Here is a 16,111-nt window from a genome sequence, read left to right as displayed (position 1 = left end):
CCTGGTCATCGCGTCGCTTCCCCGCTGGCCTGGCCACACAGTAACGAAAAAGCCCCGCGTGCGCGGGGCTTTTCCTGTCACCAACGCCGGGCATGGCCCGGCGCCACCTCAGGCGAACGGATCCTGCAGGACCATGGTGTGGTCGCGGTCCGGGCCGGTGGAGACGATGCTGATCGGGCAGCCGGCCAGCTCTTCCAGCGAACGCAGGTAGGCGCGTGCGGCCGGCGGCAGGTCGTCCCACTGGGTGATGCCGTGGGTGTTCTCGCTCCAGCCCGGGAACTCCAGGTACACCGGGGTGCATTCTTCCCAGCCCTGCGCGTCCAGCGGCGCGTACTCGGTGCGCTTGCCGTTGTATTCGTAGGCGATGCAGACCTTCAGCTTTTCCATGCCATCGAGCACGTCCAGCTTGGTGATGCACAGGCCGCTGATGCCGTTGATGGCCACGGCGCGCTTCAGCGCGACGATGTCCATCCAGCCACAACGACGCGGGCGGCCGGTCGACGCACCGTACTCGGCGCCGCGGTCACGAATGCCCTGGCCGACTTCGTCGTCCAGCTCGGTCGGGAACGGGCCACCGCCTACGCGGGTGGCGTAGGCCTTGGCGATGCCCAGCACGTAGTCGATCGAATCAGCGCCGACGCCGGAACCGGCCAGCGCACCACCGACGGTGGTGTTGGAGCTGGTGACGTACGGGTAGGTGCCGTGGTCGATGTCCAGCAGCGCGCCCTGCGCACCTTCGAACAGCACGCGCTTACCCTGCTTGCGCAGGTCGTGCAGGATGCCGGCCACGTCGGACTTCATCGGCTGCACGTATTCGCCGAAGGCCAGTGCTTCGTCGAAGGTCTTCTGGAAGTCGACCGCATCGGTGTTCAGATACTTGGTCAGCACGAAGTTGTGGTAATCCAGCGCGGTGCGCAGCAGTTCTTCCAGCTGCTTCGGGTAATGCAGGTCGGCGATGCGGATGCCGCGACGCGCCACCTTGTCTTCGTAGGCCGGGCCGATGCCGCGGCCGGTGGTGCCGATCGCCTTGCCACCGGCTGCGCGCTCGCGCGCCTGGTCCAGGGCGATGTGGTACGGCATGATCAGCGGCGCGGCCGGGGAGATCTTCAGGCGCGAACGCACTTCCACGCCGGAGGCTTCCAGCTCGGCGATTTCCTTCTGCAGCGCGGCCGGCGAGATCACCACGCCGTTGCCGATCAGGCACAGCGCATCGTCACGCAGGATGCCCGATGGGATCAGGTGCAGGACGGTCTTCTTACCGTTGATGACCAGGGTGTGGCCGGCATTGTGGCCGCCCTGGAAGCGCACGACGGCGCCGATTTCCTCAGTGAGCAGATCGACGATCTTGCCCTTGCCTTCATCGCCCCACTGGGCACCCAACACTACGACAGACTGACCCATGACGGGCTCCTCGGTTTGTTGCGGCCATCGGGGCCGCGGACGGGTAAACCGTGGCGGGGCTGGCCAGCACCTGGAGGGCGGCTCCAAACGGGGAGCGGCCGGCGATGGAGGGCCCAGACACGGAAAAAGCCGAACGGGGAGGCCCGTCCGGCTTTTGTGCATTATCCGGGTTTACGGGGTCCGCTGCCACCTTTCCGACGGACGGCTTCACCGGCCGGTCAGCCGCCCCGCCCGGTCGTGCCGGCCGCTGGCCGGCAATGCCAACCAAGGTTGGCATCTACCAGAGCCTGGCCACGCAGGTGCAGGTCGGTCAGCTGCCCCGCCCGGTCGTGCCGGCCGCTGGCCGGCAATGCCAACCAAGGTTGGCATCTACCAGAGCCGGGCCACGCAGGTGCAGGTCGGTCAGCTGCCCCGCCCGGTCGTGCCGGCAGCTGGCCGGCAATGCCAACCAAGGTTGGCATCTACCAGGGCCTGGCCACGCAGGTGCAGGCCGGTCAGCCGCCCCGCCCGGTCGTGCCGGCCGCTGGCCGGCAATGCCAACCAGGGTTGCATCTACCAGAGCCTGGCCACGCAGGTGCAGGTCGGTCAGCTGCCCCGCCCGGTCGTGCCGGCCGCTGGCCGGCAACGCCAACCAAGGTTGGCATCTACCAGGGCCAGGCCACGCAGGTGCAGGGCGGTCAGCTGCCCCACCCGGTAGTGCCGGCCGCTGGCCGGCAATGCCAACCAAGGTTGGCATCTACCAGGGCCAGGCCACGCAGGTGCAGGTCGGTCAGCCGCCCCGCCCGGTCGTGCCGGCCGCTGCCCGGCAATGCCAACCAAGGTTGGCAGCTACCAAGGCCAAGCCACGCAGGTGCAGGTCGGTCAGCCGCCCCACCCGGTAGTGCCGGCCGCTGGCCGGCAATGCCAACCAAGGTTGGCATCTACCAAGGCCAGGCCACGCAGGTGCAGGTCGGTCAGCCGCCCCGCCCGGTAGTGCCGGCCGCTGGCCGGCAATGCCAACCAAGGTTGGCAGCTACCAAGACCAGGCCACGCACGTAGACGCAGGCGGCCGCGCCGGGGCTTCTAGTGCCGCACCCACCACAGCAGGCTCAGGCCGGCCAGCAGCACCAGTCCGCCGAAGCTGCGCAGGGCCGGGCTGGGCAGGTCCAGCAGGCGTTCGGCCATGCGCTTCCAGGCGAACGGCGCGACGAACAGGAACAGGCCTTCCAGCACCGCGACCAGGCAGACGGCGGCGAACAGATCTTTCATCGGAACTCCGGAAAAAGCACGGGGCCCGGCAGTTGGCCGGGCCCCGTGGGGTAATGCCCTGCGACCTCAGCGGTCGTTCTTCAGGTACTGCAGGAACGGGTCGTTCTTGTCGAGCACGATCACGCCGTTGCCGTCGGTCATGGAGCCGCGGTACGCCTCCAGGCTACGGTAGAACGCGTAGAACGATGGGTCAGCCGAACCGGCCTTGCCGTAGATGCGGGTGGCTTCCGCATCACCTTCACCGCGCAGGCGCTGTGCATCGCGCTCGGCCTCGGCGATCAGCACGGTGCTGTCACGGTCGGCCTGGGCGCGGATGGTCAGCGACTGTTCCTCGCCTTCCGCGCGCAGCTTGGCGGCTTCCTGCTTGCGCTGGGCGCGCATGCGCTCGTACACGTCGTTGATCACCTGGCTGTCGGTGGGCAGGTCCACCTGCTTGATGCGCAGGTCGATCATCTGCATGCCAAGGCCGGCCACGGCCTCGTTGATTCCCTTCAACTGCTCGGCGATCAGCTCACTGCGGTCGCCGGACACCAGCTGCTGCAGGGTGCGCGAGTTGATCTGGTTGCGCAGCGAATCGGTGATGATCGGCGCCAGGCGGGCGTTGGCCACGCGCGGGTCGCCGCCGGTGGCACGGAAGTAGTCACCCACGTTGGAGATGTAGCCGATGGCGAAGAAGTCGACGCTGACGTCCTTCTGCTCGGCGGTGAAGTAGCGCGCCGGCGCGGTGTCGAGCACCTGGAAGCGGCGGTCGAAAACCTTCACCGTTTCCACCACCGGCACCTTGAAGTGCAGGCCTGGCTTGATGTCCGACCGCACCACCTTGCCCAGGTTCAGCACCATGGCGGTCTGGTCCTCACGGACCACATACACCGAGCCGAGCAGGCCCAGCACTACCGCCACGATCACGGCGATCCAGATAGGACTCTTCATCGGCTGCCCTCCTCACGGCCGCTCGGTCGCCCGGTCGGGCGGCCCACCGGCCGGCCCGGATCACGGGAAGCTTCCACCGCTGCGCCCGGCAGCGACGGCATGACCACGTCCGGGTTTGCCACTGCGGCCGGGGCCGACGTGGTGGCACGGGTGTCGCCGGTCATCGGCACGTAGATCAGCTGGCGGCCATCGCCGCCGATCACCTTGCGGTTCTCGCTCAGCACCTGCTGCACGGTCTCCAGCCACAGGCGCTTGCGGGTCACTTCCGGCGCGTCCTTGTACTGGGCCTGCAACAGGCTGAAGCGCTGCGCGTCACCCTCGGCCTTGGACACCACCGCCTGCTTGTAGCCTTCGGCGGTGGTACGGGCGCGCGAGGCCTGGCCTCGGGCTTCCGGCACGACCTTGGCGGCGTAGGCCTGGGCTTCGTTGATCAGGCGTTCCTTGACCTGCTGGGCACCATTGACCTCGTCGAAGGCCGGCTTCACTTCCTCCGGCGGACGGGCGTCCTGCAGGGTCAGGCCGGTCACGGTCAGGCCGGTCTTGAACGCCTTCAGCAGCGCCTGCAGGCGCTCCTCGGCGGCCACGGCCAGCGGGCCACGGTTGTTCAGCACGGCATTGAGGTCGGCGCGGCCGACTTCCTCGCGCACCGCGCTCTGCGCCGACTGCTCCAGCACCTGGTTGGCATCGACCGTGCCGAACAGGTACTGCTGCGGATCGTCGATGCGGTACTGGACGTTCAGCGAGACGTTGACGATGTTCTCGTCACGGGTCAGGACCGGCACCTGGATCGAGAAGGTCTTGATCTCGGTGGCGTTGACCTTGGTGACCGACTCGATCGGCCACGGCAGCTTGAAGTTCGGGCCGGGCTGCAGGATGCGCGAGAACTGGCCGAAGCGCAGGACCACGCCACGCTGCTGTTCACCGATCAGCTGGAAGCTGGAGAACAGCACCAGCAGCACCACGGCCGCCACCACCCAACGCACGATGCCGCCGTCGAACAGGTCCTTCAACGGCCCGGGCAGTCCGCCCCAGCCACCACCATTGCCACCGCCGCGCGACCCGAACGGCCCGCGTCGATTGTCCTCGGGGCCTTGTCCGCCCTTGTTGCCGCCGGGTGTATTCCAGGCCATGCACGCTCCATCAAGATGTGGGCTGCGGCGCGGGCCCTTCCCGCGGCGCCAGCCGTGAAACCATTACCGATCATACAAGATGGGGCGGATCGGCAGGATCGAAAGGGCGACGACGGGGTAAGGTGGCGTTTTCCTCGAAGTCAGGCAACGCCGATGGCCCCCACCACCCCGTTCACCGCCTTCCGCATCGAAAACGACGACGCCGGCTATCGCAGCGGCCTGACCCGGCTCGGTGTCGACGACCTCAACCCCGGGCAGGTGCTGATCCGCGCCCACTGGTCCTCGGTCAACTACAAGGATGCCCTGGCCGGCACCGGCAAGGGGAAGATCCTGCGCCGCTTCCCGCTGGTCGGCGGCATCGACGTGGCCGGCACCGTGGTCGCCAGCACCGACCCGGCCTGGCGTGAAGGCGACGCGGTGCTGGCCACCGGCTGCGGCCTCAGCGAGACCCGTGACGGCGGCTACAGCCAGTATGTGCGGCTGGAGTCGCGTGCGGTGATTGCACAGCCGGCCGGGCTGAGCCCGCGCGAGGCGATGGTGCTGGGCACCGCCGGCTTCACGGCGGCGCTGGCGCTGCTGCGCATGCAGGACAACCGCCAGACCCCGGAGCTCGGCCCGCTGGCGGTCACCGGCGCCAGCGGCGGCGTCGGTGCGCTGGCGCTGTCGATCTTCAGCCGTGCCGGCTACACCGTGCACGCGGTCAGTGGCAAGCCGGACCAGACCGACTTCCTGCGCGACATCGGTGCCAGCGAGGTGCTGCCGCGCGAGGCGCTGGCCGACACCGCCCCGCTGCAGTCGGCGCGCTTCGGCGGGGGCCTGGACAATGCCGGCGGCGCCATGCTCGCCAGCCTGCTGGCGCAGACCGTGCCCTACGGCAGCGTGGTCAGCGCCGGCCTGGCGGCCAGCCCGACGCTGGACATGACGGTGATGCCCTTCATCCTGCGCGGTGTGTCGCTGCTCGGCGTGTCTTCGGCCAATGCGCCGCGCCGGCTGCGCGAAGAGGTGTGGTCGCGCCTGGGCGGTGAGTGGAAGCCGCAGCACCTGGACCGCATCTGCACCGCCGAGGTCGGCCTTGATGGCCTCCGGGCAGTGTTCGAGCGGATGCTGGCGGGTGGATCGCTGGGCCGCACGGTGGTGCGGATCGACTGAACGTCGCAGGCAGGCGACGGACGGCAGGTGCCCCCCTCCCGCCGGTAATGAGCCCGCACTACACTGCGGGCATTACATGGGGAACAACATGGCACGCATTCTGATCGTCGACGACTCACCGTCGCAGCTGTTGGGGATACAGCGCATCGTCGAGAAGCTCGGGCACCAGATCCTGACCGCCACCGATGGCGCCGCCGGGGTCGAAACCGCCAGGGCCGAGCTGCCCGACCTGGTTTTGATGGACGTGGTGATGCCCAATCTCAACGGCTTCCAGGCCACCCGTACCCTCGCCCGCGACGAGGCGACCCGGCATATCCCGGTGATCCTGGTGACCACCAAGGACCAGGACACCGATCGCATGTGGGGCATGCGCCAGGGCGCCAAGGCCTACATCACCAAGCCGTTCTCGGAAGACGAGCTGTCCGAGGTGCTGGAGCGGGTGTTCGCAGGACAGGGCTGAGGCCCGCGCGGTAGTGCCGGCCGCTGGCCGGCAACCACGCGTCACCGTCCCAGGTCATGAAATTGCCGGCCAGCGGCCGGCACGACCGCAAGGCGTGCTCAGATCGACTCGCCGAAGGCCTTGGCCAGATTGCGGTAGGCCTTCTTCTGCGCCTCGTCGGTCGCGGCCGGGGCCACGATCTCGATTTCAACGATCTGGTCGCCGTCCGGGCTGCCCGGTAGGCCGCGGCCACGCAGGCGCAGTTTGCGGCCGGCATCGGAGTCGGCGGGGATCTTCAGCTCCACCGCACCGCCCAGGGTCGGCACGCTGATGCTGGTACCCAACGCGGCCTGCCAGGGCGTGACCGGCAACGTATAGAGGATGTTGCGGCCGTCGACCTCGAACTGCGGATGCGCGGCGTACTCCACTTCCAGCAGCAGGTTGCCGCCATGGTTGCCCTGCCCTGCCAGGCGGATCACCTGGCCCGGACGGATGCCCTTGGGCACGCGCACGTCCAGCTGCTTGCCGTTGACGGTGATGCGCAGGCTGTCGCCGCTGTAGGCCGCTTCCAGCGGGACCGACAGCTTGGCGCGGGTGTCGCGGTTGGGTGCGTGGCCCTGGCTGCTGAAGCCCGGGCCCGGACCGGCACCGCCACGCTGGCGCGCGAACAGGCTTTCGAAGAAGTCGCTGAAGCCGCCGTTGGGGCCACCACCGCCGAATACTTCCTCGAAATTGAAACCGCCGGCGCCGCCGTAGTTCGGCGGCACGTTGAACTCCTCGCCCGGGCGATAGCCCTGCGCGTGCAGCTGGTCGTAGGCTGCGCGCTTTTCCGGATCGCGCAGCGCCTCGTAGGCCTCGTTGACCGCCTTGAACTTGTCTTCGGCCCCGGCCTCCTTGCTGACGTCCGGGTGGTACTTGCGTGCCAACCGGCGGTAGGCGGTCTTGATCTCCGCCTCGCCCGCGCTCGGTTCCACCCCCAGGGTGGCGTAGTAATCCTTGAATTCCATCCAGCTACCTCGATCTGCTTCGGCCGCGCCGGTGGCGCCGCCCCGGGTTCATTCTACGCGCCGGCGATGCTACGCCGCCCCTCGTGCGGCCCCGGTGAGGCCGACTGATCCTGCGCAATGCCGCTGCCATCCCGATGCCCCAGGCTGTGGCTGGAAGCCCCCGCCGCAACGCCTGAAGATGGGGCCTGCACACGGGTTTTCCAATGTCTTGACGCCCCTGTCCCATCCGGCCCACTAGCCTGCCCCAGCAAGGAGTTCCCCATGACCATCCAAGTCGGCGACCACATTCCGGAAGTGACCCTCAAGCGCATCCGCGAGGGCATCGAAACACTTGATACGCATTCGCTGTTCGACGCCCGCAAGGTCGTCCTGTTTGCGGTGCCCGGCGCGTTCACCCCCACCTGCTCGGCCCGCCACCTGCCCGGCTACGTCGAAAAATTCGAGGCCTTCCGCCAGCGCGGCATCGATGTCTACTGCGTGGCGGTCAACGACCCGTTCGTGATGAAAGCCTGGGCCGCCGACCAGAAGGTGCCCGACGGCCTGCTGATGCTGTCCGACGGCAATGCCGAGCTGACCCGCGCGCTCGGCCTGGAGCTGGATGCCAGCGCCTCGGGCATGGGCATGCGCTCGCGCCGCTTCGCGCTGTACGTGGTCGATGGCGTGGTGCGTGCGGCCTGGATCGAGCAGCCGGGCCAGTTCGAGGTGTCTTCCGCCGAGTACGTGCTGGAGCACCTGCCTACCTGATTCCCCACCGCAGAAGGAAACGGCCAGCAATGTCCAGCAAGCCAGCCAAAGCCAGCAAGCCCGCCGCCGGGATTCCCGGCATCAGTGACCGTCAGACCCTGCGCGAGCGTGCCCGGCACAACATCGAAGACGGCGCGATCACCGACAGCTACAGCGCCGACCGCAAGGTGGTGATCAAGCTGCTCAACGATGCCCTCGCCACCGAGTACGTGTGCGTGCTGCGCTACTACCGGCACTATTTCATGGCCAAGGGCATGCTGGCCGACGCGGTCAAGGCCGAGTTCCTCGAGCATGCGCAGCAGGAACAGGCGCACGCCGGCAAGCTGGCCGAGCGCATCGTCCAGCTTGGCGGCGAGCCGGACCTGAACCCGGATACGCTGACCACGCGCTCGCATGCCGAATACAAGGAAGGCAGCGACCTGCGCGACATGGTGCGCGAGAACCTGGTGGCTGAACGGATCGCCATAGACAGCTACCGCGAGATGATCAACTTCATCGGCGACCGCGATACCACCACCAAGCGCATCCTTGAAGAGATCCTGGCGCAGGAGGAAGAACACGCCGACGAGTTCGCCGATCTGCTGGACGGGTGGATCGGGGAATAGCGGCCCCGCAAACGCCTTGGTAGATGCCCACCTTGGTGGGCGCATTTATCGCGTGCCAACCAAGGTTGGCACCTACCAGAGCATGGATGCGTCGGGTCGACGGGCCATTCCCAGCACCTATCGCAGGACGTTGAACCGCACCTGCGTCCACGCGCCGTCGGCTGCCAGCGCGGTCAGGGTGTGTGCGCCCGGATCGGCGAACTCACGCTGCATCAGCTGCGCGCTGTGGGTCTGTGCAATCCAGCGTCCATCCAGCAGCCAGTCCACCGCCTGCTCGCTGCCCAGCGCGCGCAGCTGCAGGCGCACGCCGTGCTCGGAATTCGGCGCGCGCGCCAGCGTGGCGCCGTCATTGAGCCCGTCCACGTGCAGCGCGACGCTGGCCTCACGCCCGTCGTCGCGGCAGTCCGGCGACAGCGCCGGCAGCTGCGAAGCCTCGCGCGTGGCCTTCGGCAGCCACGGCGACAACAACGCCGGCCAACGCGCGATCTCCCGCGCGACTTCCTGATGCGGCAAACGGCAATCAGCGGATACACGCAGACCGGTCCGCGCGTCGGCCAGGTAACGCTGCCGCCCCGGCTGCCAGCGCCGCGCCTCGCGCTCGGGGAAGGTCGGCGGTGCCGCACCGTCCAGCAGATAGGCCGACATCCGCCGCTGGCACAGCGCCGCTGGCAGGCCCTCGGCACGTTCGCCGGTGGGCCAGCAGACGTCCTCCTGGCTGACACTGGCCGGCATCGGTGCAGCAGCTGAATCACCGCGCTGGCGCGGCAGGCTGTCCACCACCTCGAACATCAGCGGCAGCGCGGTCACCGCGCCGTACTGGCCCGGTAGCGGTGTGCCGTCCGGCCGACCCACCCACACGCCCACGGTGTAGTGGCGGGTGCTGCCGATCGCCCACGCATCGCGGTACCCGTAACTGGTGCCGGTCTTCCACGCCACGCGGGGGCGGCCACCGACATCGAACGTCCCGACGCTATACCCCGGCCGCGGATTCGATTCCAGCATCTCGCGCACGATCCAGCTGGCGCCCGGCGAGGCCAGGCGACGCTCGATCATCGGTTCGTCATCGGTGTAGCGCACGCGCCCGGCGATGCCGTTGCGGTTGAGCGCTGCGAACGCACCGACCAGATCTTCCAGCCGCGCACCGGTGCCGCCCAGGATCAGCGACAGATTGGGTGTACTGCCCGGCGGGAAGCGCAGCTGGATGCCGGAGTGCGACAGGCGTGCGGCGAAGCGCGCCGGACCGACCCGCTGCAGCAGGTCCACCGAGGGCACGTTGAGTGACAGCCGCAGCGCGCTGGAGGCACCAATCGGCCCATTGAAAGCCATGTCGAAGTTGCCGGGGCGGTAGCTGCCGAAACTCTGCGGCGCATCGACCAGCAGGCTTTCCGAATGGATCAGGCCATCGTCCAGCGCCATGGCATACAGGAACGGTTTGAGCGTGGAGCCCGGCGACCGCCAGGCCTGCACCATGTCCACGTGGCCCAGCCGCTGCCGGTCACCGAACGCCAGCGTGCCGACATAGGCACGCGCCTGCAGGGTCTGGTTGTCGACCACCAGCAGGGCGGCCGAGGTGCGTTCAGGCAGCGTCGAGAAATAGCTGGCCACGCGTTCTTCCAGTGTGCGCTGCAGGCCGATGTCGATGCTGCTCTGGATGCGTGCCTGGCCCGGATGCGCCGAGTGCAGGCGCTGCGCCAGCAGCGCGGCGTGCAGCGGCGGGCGCAGCGAGCGCGCCACCACATTCTCGATACGCGCGTCTTCCACTTCGTCTGCCGTCCACACGCCCAGCTCGTTCATGCGGGACAGCACCTTGTCGCGCGCCTTCTGCGCCGCTTCCGGATGACGGTCCGGGCGCAGCCGGCTCGGCGCCTGCGGCAGCACCGCCAGCAACGCGGCCTCGGCATGCGACAGCTGCGCCGCCGGCTTGCCCAGGTAGGCCCAGCTGGCCGCTTCCACGCCTTCGATGGTGCCGCCGTAGGGCGCGCGCTCCAGATACAGGGCCAGGATCTGCTGCTTGCTCAGGTGCACTTCCAGCTGCACCGCGCGCAGCATCTGCTTGAGCTTGCCCCACGGCGTGCGCGTATGCGGATCGAGGATGCGGGCGACCTGCATGGTCAGGGTCGAGCCACCGGAAACGATGCGGCCGCCACGCAGCAGCTGGCCGCTGGCACGCACGATCGCCAGCGGGTTGATGCCCGGATGCCGCCAGAACCAGCGGTCTTCGTAGGTCAGCAACGCCTGCAGGTACAGCGGCGAGACGCTGTTGATCGAAGCCGGGTAGCGCCACACGCCCTCGGCATCGGCGAATGCACGCAGCGGCGTGCCGTCGGCAGCCACCACCAGGGTGCTGGTATCACGCTGCTTCGGCAGCGGTGGCGGGAAGGCGAAATCCAGCACCAGCAGCAGCACCAGCGTGGCGGCCGTACCCCAGCGCAACCACGGCCACAGCGGCTGCAGCCGGCGGCGCAGGGCCGCCAGCCGGATCGACATCGTGTTGTTCATTGCAGGTTGCCAGCAGGACGGGCCGCGCCGTCGCGGCCCGTCCGCGCGGTCACGGCTGTACCACCGTGATCGTGGTCGGGTTGCTGCGGCCGACGCCGCGCAGCTGCGGCCGGTACATGTCCTCCACCAGCGGCGGCGGCACCGAGTAGGTTCCCGGCGTCACCGCGCGTACCAGGTAGAACACGTTGGCCTTGCTGCCACGCGAGAGCTTCAGCGCGGCCACATAGCGGTCATCGCGGAACTCCTCGTGCTTGGTGTCGGCGGCCTCACCACGGTCGCTGATGGTGATGCCATCGACCACCACGTCGGCCCACTGCTTGGCGTCGCCCAGGTTGAAGTTCTCGATTTCCAGGCCCGCCGGCAGCAGGTCGGTCAGCAGCGCATCGGGCATCGTGGTGTCGGCAGTCACCGTGACGCGCACGATCAGCGCTTCGCCTTCCTTCAGCGGCCGCGGCGACCACGGCTTGCCATCGGTGCCGTAGTAGCTGCGCTCGACGCCCAGCACGCTGTTGTCCGGCGCCGGTGCGCTGCGCGGAATGCCGGCCACATCGATGCTGGCGAACATCGGCGGCTGGCCCTGCGGGGTGAAGCGCACGCCGCTGGCCAGTTCGCTGGCGCTGAAGTTGCGGCCGAACAGCTTGCGCTCGCCGATGGCTTCGGTGTTGCCACCGATCACCAGCTCACCGGCCACCAGCGCCTTCTGGTTGGCGGCCAGGGCCTTGCCGAGACGTGCAATCGCCACCTGTTCCTGCGTGCTCAGCCACATCCAGCCGGCGTTGCGGCGCGCATCCAGGCCACGGCCGAGATCGACCGCACGCGCATCCCAGGCCGGCTTGGCCAGCTTGTTTTCATGGGTCAGCGCGATCATCAGCGCGTCATCACGGATCGCACTGCCGTAGTCGCCGAAGTACGACGGGCGCTCGCTGCTGGACTTGGCGAAGGCCGCCGCCAGCGCGGCCTGGCCACGCTTGGCATCACCCTGCAACGACAGCGCCACGCCCAGGTGGACCAGCGACAGGCCGCCGACCGCCTTGCTGCGCTCGTTGTCGTACAGCGTGCGCAGGGTACCCAGCGGCGCACGGTTGACCCGGGCCAGCACGTAACCCGAATACGCCTGGTTGGCGAACTTCAGCTTCTCGCGATCCTCCTGGCCATAGAACTGATTGCCGCCGGACAGCAGATCCTCGCTGAGCCGGTTGAGCGCCTTCTGCAGCACGTTGTCGGGCACGGCGAAGCCGGCGTCCTTGGCATCAAGCAGGAACTCGGTGATGTACGGGGTCAGCCACGGATTGACGTAGCCGTCGTCACCCCACATCGAGAAGTTGCCATTGGCCACCTGCATCGACGCCAGGCGACCGAACGCACCTTCCATGCGCTCTCTACGGGTCTTGGCATCCAGGCCGTCGGCACCGAGCATCGACGACGTCGCCTGGTCCAGGATCAGCGCGGCATAGCCCTTGCTGGTGGTCTGCTCGGCACAGCCATACGGGTAGTTCAGCGCGCCCTGCAGTGCACTGGCGAACGGGATCGGCGGCAGCGGGCTGACCAGCAGGCGGGCATTCACCGACTCTGCCATCAGGCCATCGGTCAGGCTGTTGTCGAGGCTGACCGCGGCCAGCGGATCGAGTGTGCGCACCTGCGAACGCAGCACCTGCGGCCACGCCGCACGCACCGGCAGGTCGTAGCGGCGATCAGCCTTGAAGCCGTTGCCGTCCACCCGCACCCGCACCTTGGCCACGCTGTGGCCCTCGCGAGCCGACAACGGGAAGCTCAGCGTGGTCTTGGCATCGGCGTTCAACTGCACGCTGCGGCTGCCCTCACCCAGGTTCAGCGGACCCTCGCTTTCCACCTTGACGTTGAACTGCCCCGGCTTGCCGGTGAAGTTCTGCACGTCCAGGGTCACGGTGCTGCGGTCGCCCGGGGCCAGCACGCGCGGCATGCTGGCTTCGGCCAGGATCGGGGCGCGCACGATGGTTTCCACGTCACGCTTGCCGTACTGGTCATCGCTGTAGACCAGCGCGGACACGCGCAGGGTGCCGTTGAAGTCCGGCACCTTCAGGCGGATGCGGGCATTGCCCTTGGCATCGAGCTGCACCGGGCCGGAGAACAGGTCCACGGTCTGCACGCGCGCGGTCGGGCGCTTGGCCTGCGGCAGTGCCTGCAGCGCCATGTCGCCGCCGAACTTCAGCTTGCCGCTGCCACCATCGAAGCTCTCGATCACCCGGCTGTAGATGTCATAGGCATCGATACCGAGGCGACGCTGGGCGAAGAAGTGCGCGCCGGCGTCGGGCACCGGGAAACGGGTGATGTTGAGGATGCCCACGTCCACCGCCGAGACGGTCACGTGCGCGGCCCTGCCGGCCAGCTGCGGTGCGCTGACCGTTACCGGCAGGTCCTGTTCCGGCCGCATCTGCTTGGGCGCGACCAGGCCGACGGCCACGGTTCGGCCCTTGCGGTCCATCGGCACATGCACCACGCCCACGGCGCGGGCCGGGGTGATCTTGCTCGGCGCACTGCCCCCGCGGAACACCAGCGCGGTGATGTAGACGTCGTGGCGTTCCCAGTCGGCGGTGACCGGGATCTTGAAGGTCGAGCCCGGCTTGGCCTCGATGTCCTGCACATACAGCATGCGGTCGGTCTCGACCATCAGGATGCCCTTGCCGGCGTGCGGCGGGGTCACCGTCACTTCCAGGGTGTCACCGGCCTTGTAGCCGGTCTTGTCCAGGCCCAGCTTGACCTTGTCCGGGCGTGCATCCAGGCCACGGTTGTCATCGCCCCAGCTCCAGCCCGCACGGAACGGGTAGCGGCTGGTCAGTCCGGTGGACGGATCGAACACGTCCACCCGGTACTCGCCCCACTCCACCGGGAAATCGAAGGCAACCGCACTGCTGCCGGCATCGACGGTGCGGGTTTCCTTGTTCTCGAAACGGCGGGTGAAATCGTAATCCCAGCGGTTGTCGTTGAAGGTCCAGTGGTAGTCGCGCAGTTCCCGCACCAGGGTGATCTTCAGGCCCTTGGCTGGCTGCGGTGTGCCGGCGGCATCCACGCGCATCAGTTCGAAGCGTGCGTTGCCGTTGGAATCAGCACCATCGTCGGGGTTGAACAGCGGCCGCACGCCGACCAGCGCGTTGGCCGGCCACATCACCCGCTTCAGGGTACGGGTGACCGTGCGGCCACCGGTTTCATACAGGCTGCCGGACAACACCACGGCGATCGGTGCCTTGGCCTTGGCCGCCTCTTCCGGCAACGCCACATCCTCACGCAGCTGGCCATTGGCCGGCAGCGTGGTATCGATCACGTCCTTGGCCTCGCGCGGCAGCTGCAGGGTCGGGTCACCGAAGAAATAGCCCGGCAGGCCCTCCACCGGCTGCTGTTCGGCAGCCACCGCCATGCGCGCAGTGAAGCGGTTGCCGTCGGCCGGCGCGCCGTACAGATAGGCGCCGTTGGCCTGCAGGCGCAGGTCCTCGCCCGGCTTCAGCGTCTTCTGCGCGCTGTCCAGGTCCAGCTTCATGCGCTCGGGCAGGAACTCCTCGATGCGCAGGGTCATGCCCTGAATCGCTTCCTTGCTGGCCGGGTCGGTGCGGAACTCGACCTGCCAGCGTCCGGTCGGCGCCTCGGCGGGGATCACCTGCTCGAAGTTGATGTAGCCCTGGTCGCCCGGCTGCAGGCGGGTCTCGCGGAAGGTCTTGCCGTCGGGCTGCTTCAGGCGCAGGAACACCGGTTGTGCCTTGACCGGCTTGCCGTCGTTGTCGCGCAGCAGCGCGGACAGGCGCACGGTCTCGCCCGGGCGGTACAGGTCGCGGCCGGACCAGGCGTAGACGTCGAACCAGGCGTTGTCACGACCGGCCACGGCGAACTCACTCAGGTCCAGCGCCGGCTGGTTGAACGGCAGGAAGCTGGTGTCCTTGCCACTGCTGGCGACCAGCACGTGGGTGGCATCCAGGGTGTAGTTCAGCAGCGCATTGCCGTTGCCGTCGGTGCTGCCCTTCAGCACCACCTCACCCTTGGCGTCGAGCACGCGCAGGTCGATGCCCTTCAGCGGCGCACCGTCCTTGAGGCCGGCGGTGTGCACGAACAGCTTGTCCTTGTAGGCACGGGTATGCAGGCCGATGTCGCTGACCGAGAAGAACGCGGTATCGAACTCGCCCTCGTAGTCACCGGTGCGCTTGAGCAGGGCGAAGTACAGGCCCGGCTCCTGCAGTTCCTTGATGTCCTGGGTCGGCAGGTAGGTCAGCACCCGCTCGTTCTGTTTGCCACCCAGGATGAAGCGGTTGACGTAGACCGGCTCGGCCAGCTTGTTGATCGGGCTGCGCTCGTAGTCGCTGCTGAGCTCCCAGCTGCCACGGCGGCCGCCGCGCTGGTACTGGCTGAAGAAGGTCGGCAGGTCCTTCTCGCGCACGCGCAGGAACTCGACGTCGACCTCCGGCACGTTCACCGAGACCACCGGCAGGCCGCGGCTGTCCTTGGCCGGCAGCACGCTGCCCTGCGAGGCGAAACCGACCACCGGCTTCAGCTCGCCGCTGAACACCTTCTGCTTCAGTTCCTTGCCCAGCCGGCTGCCGTCGGCAGCCAGCAGGTCCGGCGAGACCACCAGGCTGAACTCCTTGCCGGCCTCGACGAACGGGTAACGCAGGGTCAGGCCGTCATCGGACAGGGTCCAGCTGCTGTCCTCGGTGCCGACCTTCTCTTCGAAGCGAACCAGTTTGTCGAAATCCTGCGTGCCGACCAGCGGGCGCGAGAACTCCAGCGCCAGCGACAGGCCGTCATTCTTCTGGTCCGGGTACGCACGCAGCAGGGTGAATTCCTTCACCTGCTCGGCCTTGGTGGTAATGGCTTCACCACTGGCCTTGGGCAGCTGCCCGCTGTCATTGCGGCAGCCGGCCAGCCCCAGCAACAGGCCTCCTGCCAGTACGGCCGCCGCCCATCCCCACCGCTTCCGCCGTGCCGGACCGCTCATGT

At 68.1% G+C, this 16,111-nt stretch carries 11 protein-coding genes; 4 read left to right on the top strand and 7 right to left on the bottom strand.

Annotated elements, in window-relative coordinates; all coding sequences use genetic code 11:
- Positions 1-108: 108 nt before the first annotated feature.
- The 4 genes from J3A72_RS08340 to hflK form a co-directional block, all read right to left on the bottom strand.
- Positions 109-1,401: an adenylosuccinate synthase gene (locus J3A72_RS08340; RefSeq protein ID WP_014648029.1), complete on the bottom strand. Its 1,293-nt coding sequence runs from the start codon at positions 1,399-1,401 to the stop codon at positions 109-111.
- 1,062 nt (positions 1,402-2,463) lie between these two features.
- On the bottom strand, positions 2,464-2,649 hold the full coding sequence (locus J3A72_RS08335; RefSeq protein WP_005414170.1) for a DUF2065 family protein: 186 nt from the start codon (positions 2,647-2,649) through the stop codon (positions 2,464-2,466).
- 66 nt (positions 2,650-2,715) lie between these two features.
- Complete coding sequence (locus J3A72_RS08330) at positions 2,716-3,579, bottom strand: protease modulator HflC (RefSeq protein WP_014648031.1); 864 nt, start codon at positions 3,577-3,579, stop codon at positions 2,716-2,718.
- Entirely contained in the window at positions 3,576-4,709 is a 1,134-nt protein-coding gene (gene hflK / locus J3A72_RS08325; RefSeq protein WP_075077163.1) for an FtsH protease activity modulator HflK, read from the bottom strand. The genes J3A72_RS08330 and hflK overlap by 4 nt, the downstream gene beginning before the upstream one ends.
- A gap of 153 nt (positions 4,710-4,862) precedes the next feature.
- On the opposite strand from hflK, the gene J3A72_RS08320 reads away from it, so the two are divergent.
- Both J3A72_RS08320 and pilH read left to right on the top strand, forming a co-directional pair.
- Positions 4,863-5,858, top strand: coding sequence for a YhdH/YhfP family quinone oxidoreductase (locus tag J3A72_RS08320; protein ID WP_075077164.1), 996 nt, complete (start codon positions 4,863-4,865; stop codon positions 5,856-5,858).
- A gap of 88 nt (positions 5,859-5,946) precedes the next feature.
- Positions 5,947-6,318, top strand: coding sequence for a twitching motility response regulator PilH (pilH, locus tag J3A72_RS08315; protein WP_014648033.1), 372 nt, complete (start codon positions 5,947-5,949; stop codon positions 6,316-6,318).
- Positions 6,319-6,416: 98 nt separating this feature from the next.
- Here pilH and J3A72_RS08310 read toward each other — a convergent pair whose 3' ends face one another.
- On the bottom strand, positions 6,417-7,304 hold the full coding sequence (locus tag J3A72_RS08310; RefSeq protein ID WP_209572005.1) for a DnaJ C-terminal domain-containing protein: 888 nt from the start codon (positions 7,302-7,304) through the stop codon (positions 6,417-6,419).
- Between the two features lie 261 nt (positions 7,305-7,565).
- On the opposite strand from J3A72_RS08310, the gene J3A72_RS08305 reads away from it, so the two are divergent.
- Positions 7,566-8,048, top strand: a complete 483-nt coding sequence (locus J3A72_RS08305; RefSeq protein WP_049408230.1) for a peroxiredoxin — start codon at positions 7,566-7,568, stop codon at positions 8,046-8,048.
- 29 nt (positions 8,049-8,077) lie between these two features.
- The gene (locus J3A72_RS08300; RefSeq protein WP_014648036.1) at positions 8,078-8,653 is read left to right on the top strand and encodes a ferritin-like domain-containing protein; all 576 of its coding nucleotides are present in this window, start codon (positions 8,078-8,080) and stop codon (positions 8,651-8,653) included.
- A gap of 117 nt (positions 8,654-8,770) precedes the next feature.
- Here J3A72_RS08300 and pbpC read toward each other — a convergent pair whose 3' ends face one another.
- Together pbpC and J3A72_RS08290 are read right to left on the bottom strand one after the other, a co-directional pair.
- Complete coding sequence (gene pbpC, locus J3A72_RS08295; RefSeq protein ID WP_075077165.1) at positions 8,771-11,152, bottom strand: penicillin-binding protein 1C; 2,382 nt, start codon at positions 11,150-11,152, stop codon at positions 8,771-8,773.
- Positions 11,153-11,201: 49 nt separating this feature from the next.
- Positions 11,202-16,109, bottom strand: a complete 4,908-nt coding sequence (locus J3A72_RS08290) for an alpha-2-macroglobulin (RefSeq protein WP_053495214.1) — start codon at positions 16,107-16,109, stop codon at positions 11,202-11,204.
- Positions 16,110-16,111: the final 2 nt, after the last annotated feature.

Origin of the sequence: Stenotrophomonas sp. PvP093 (genome assembly GCF_017876915.1) — a bacterium.
GTDB lineage: Bacteria > Pseudomonadota > Gammaproteobacteria > Xanthomonadales > Xanthomonadaceae > Stenotrophomonas > Stenotrophomonas muris.
The sequence above is the reverse complement of the archived record's forward strand: the minus strand, read 5'-3'. Positions and strand labels throughout refer to the sequence as shown.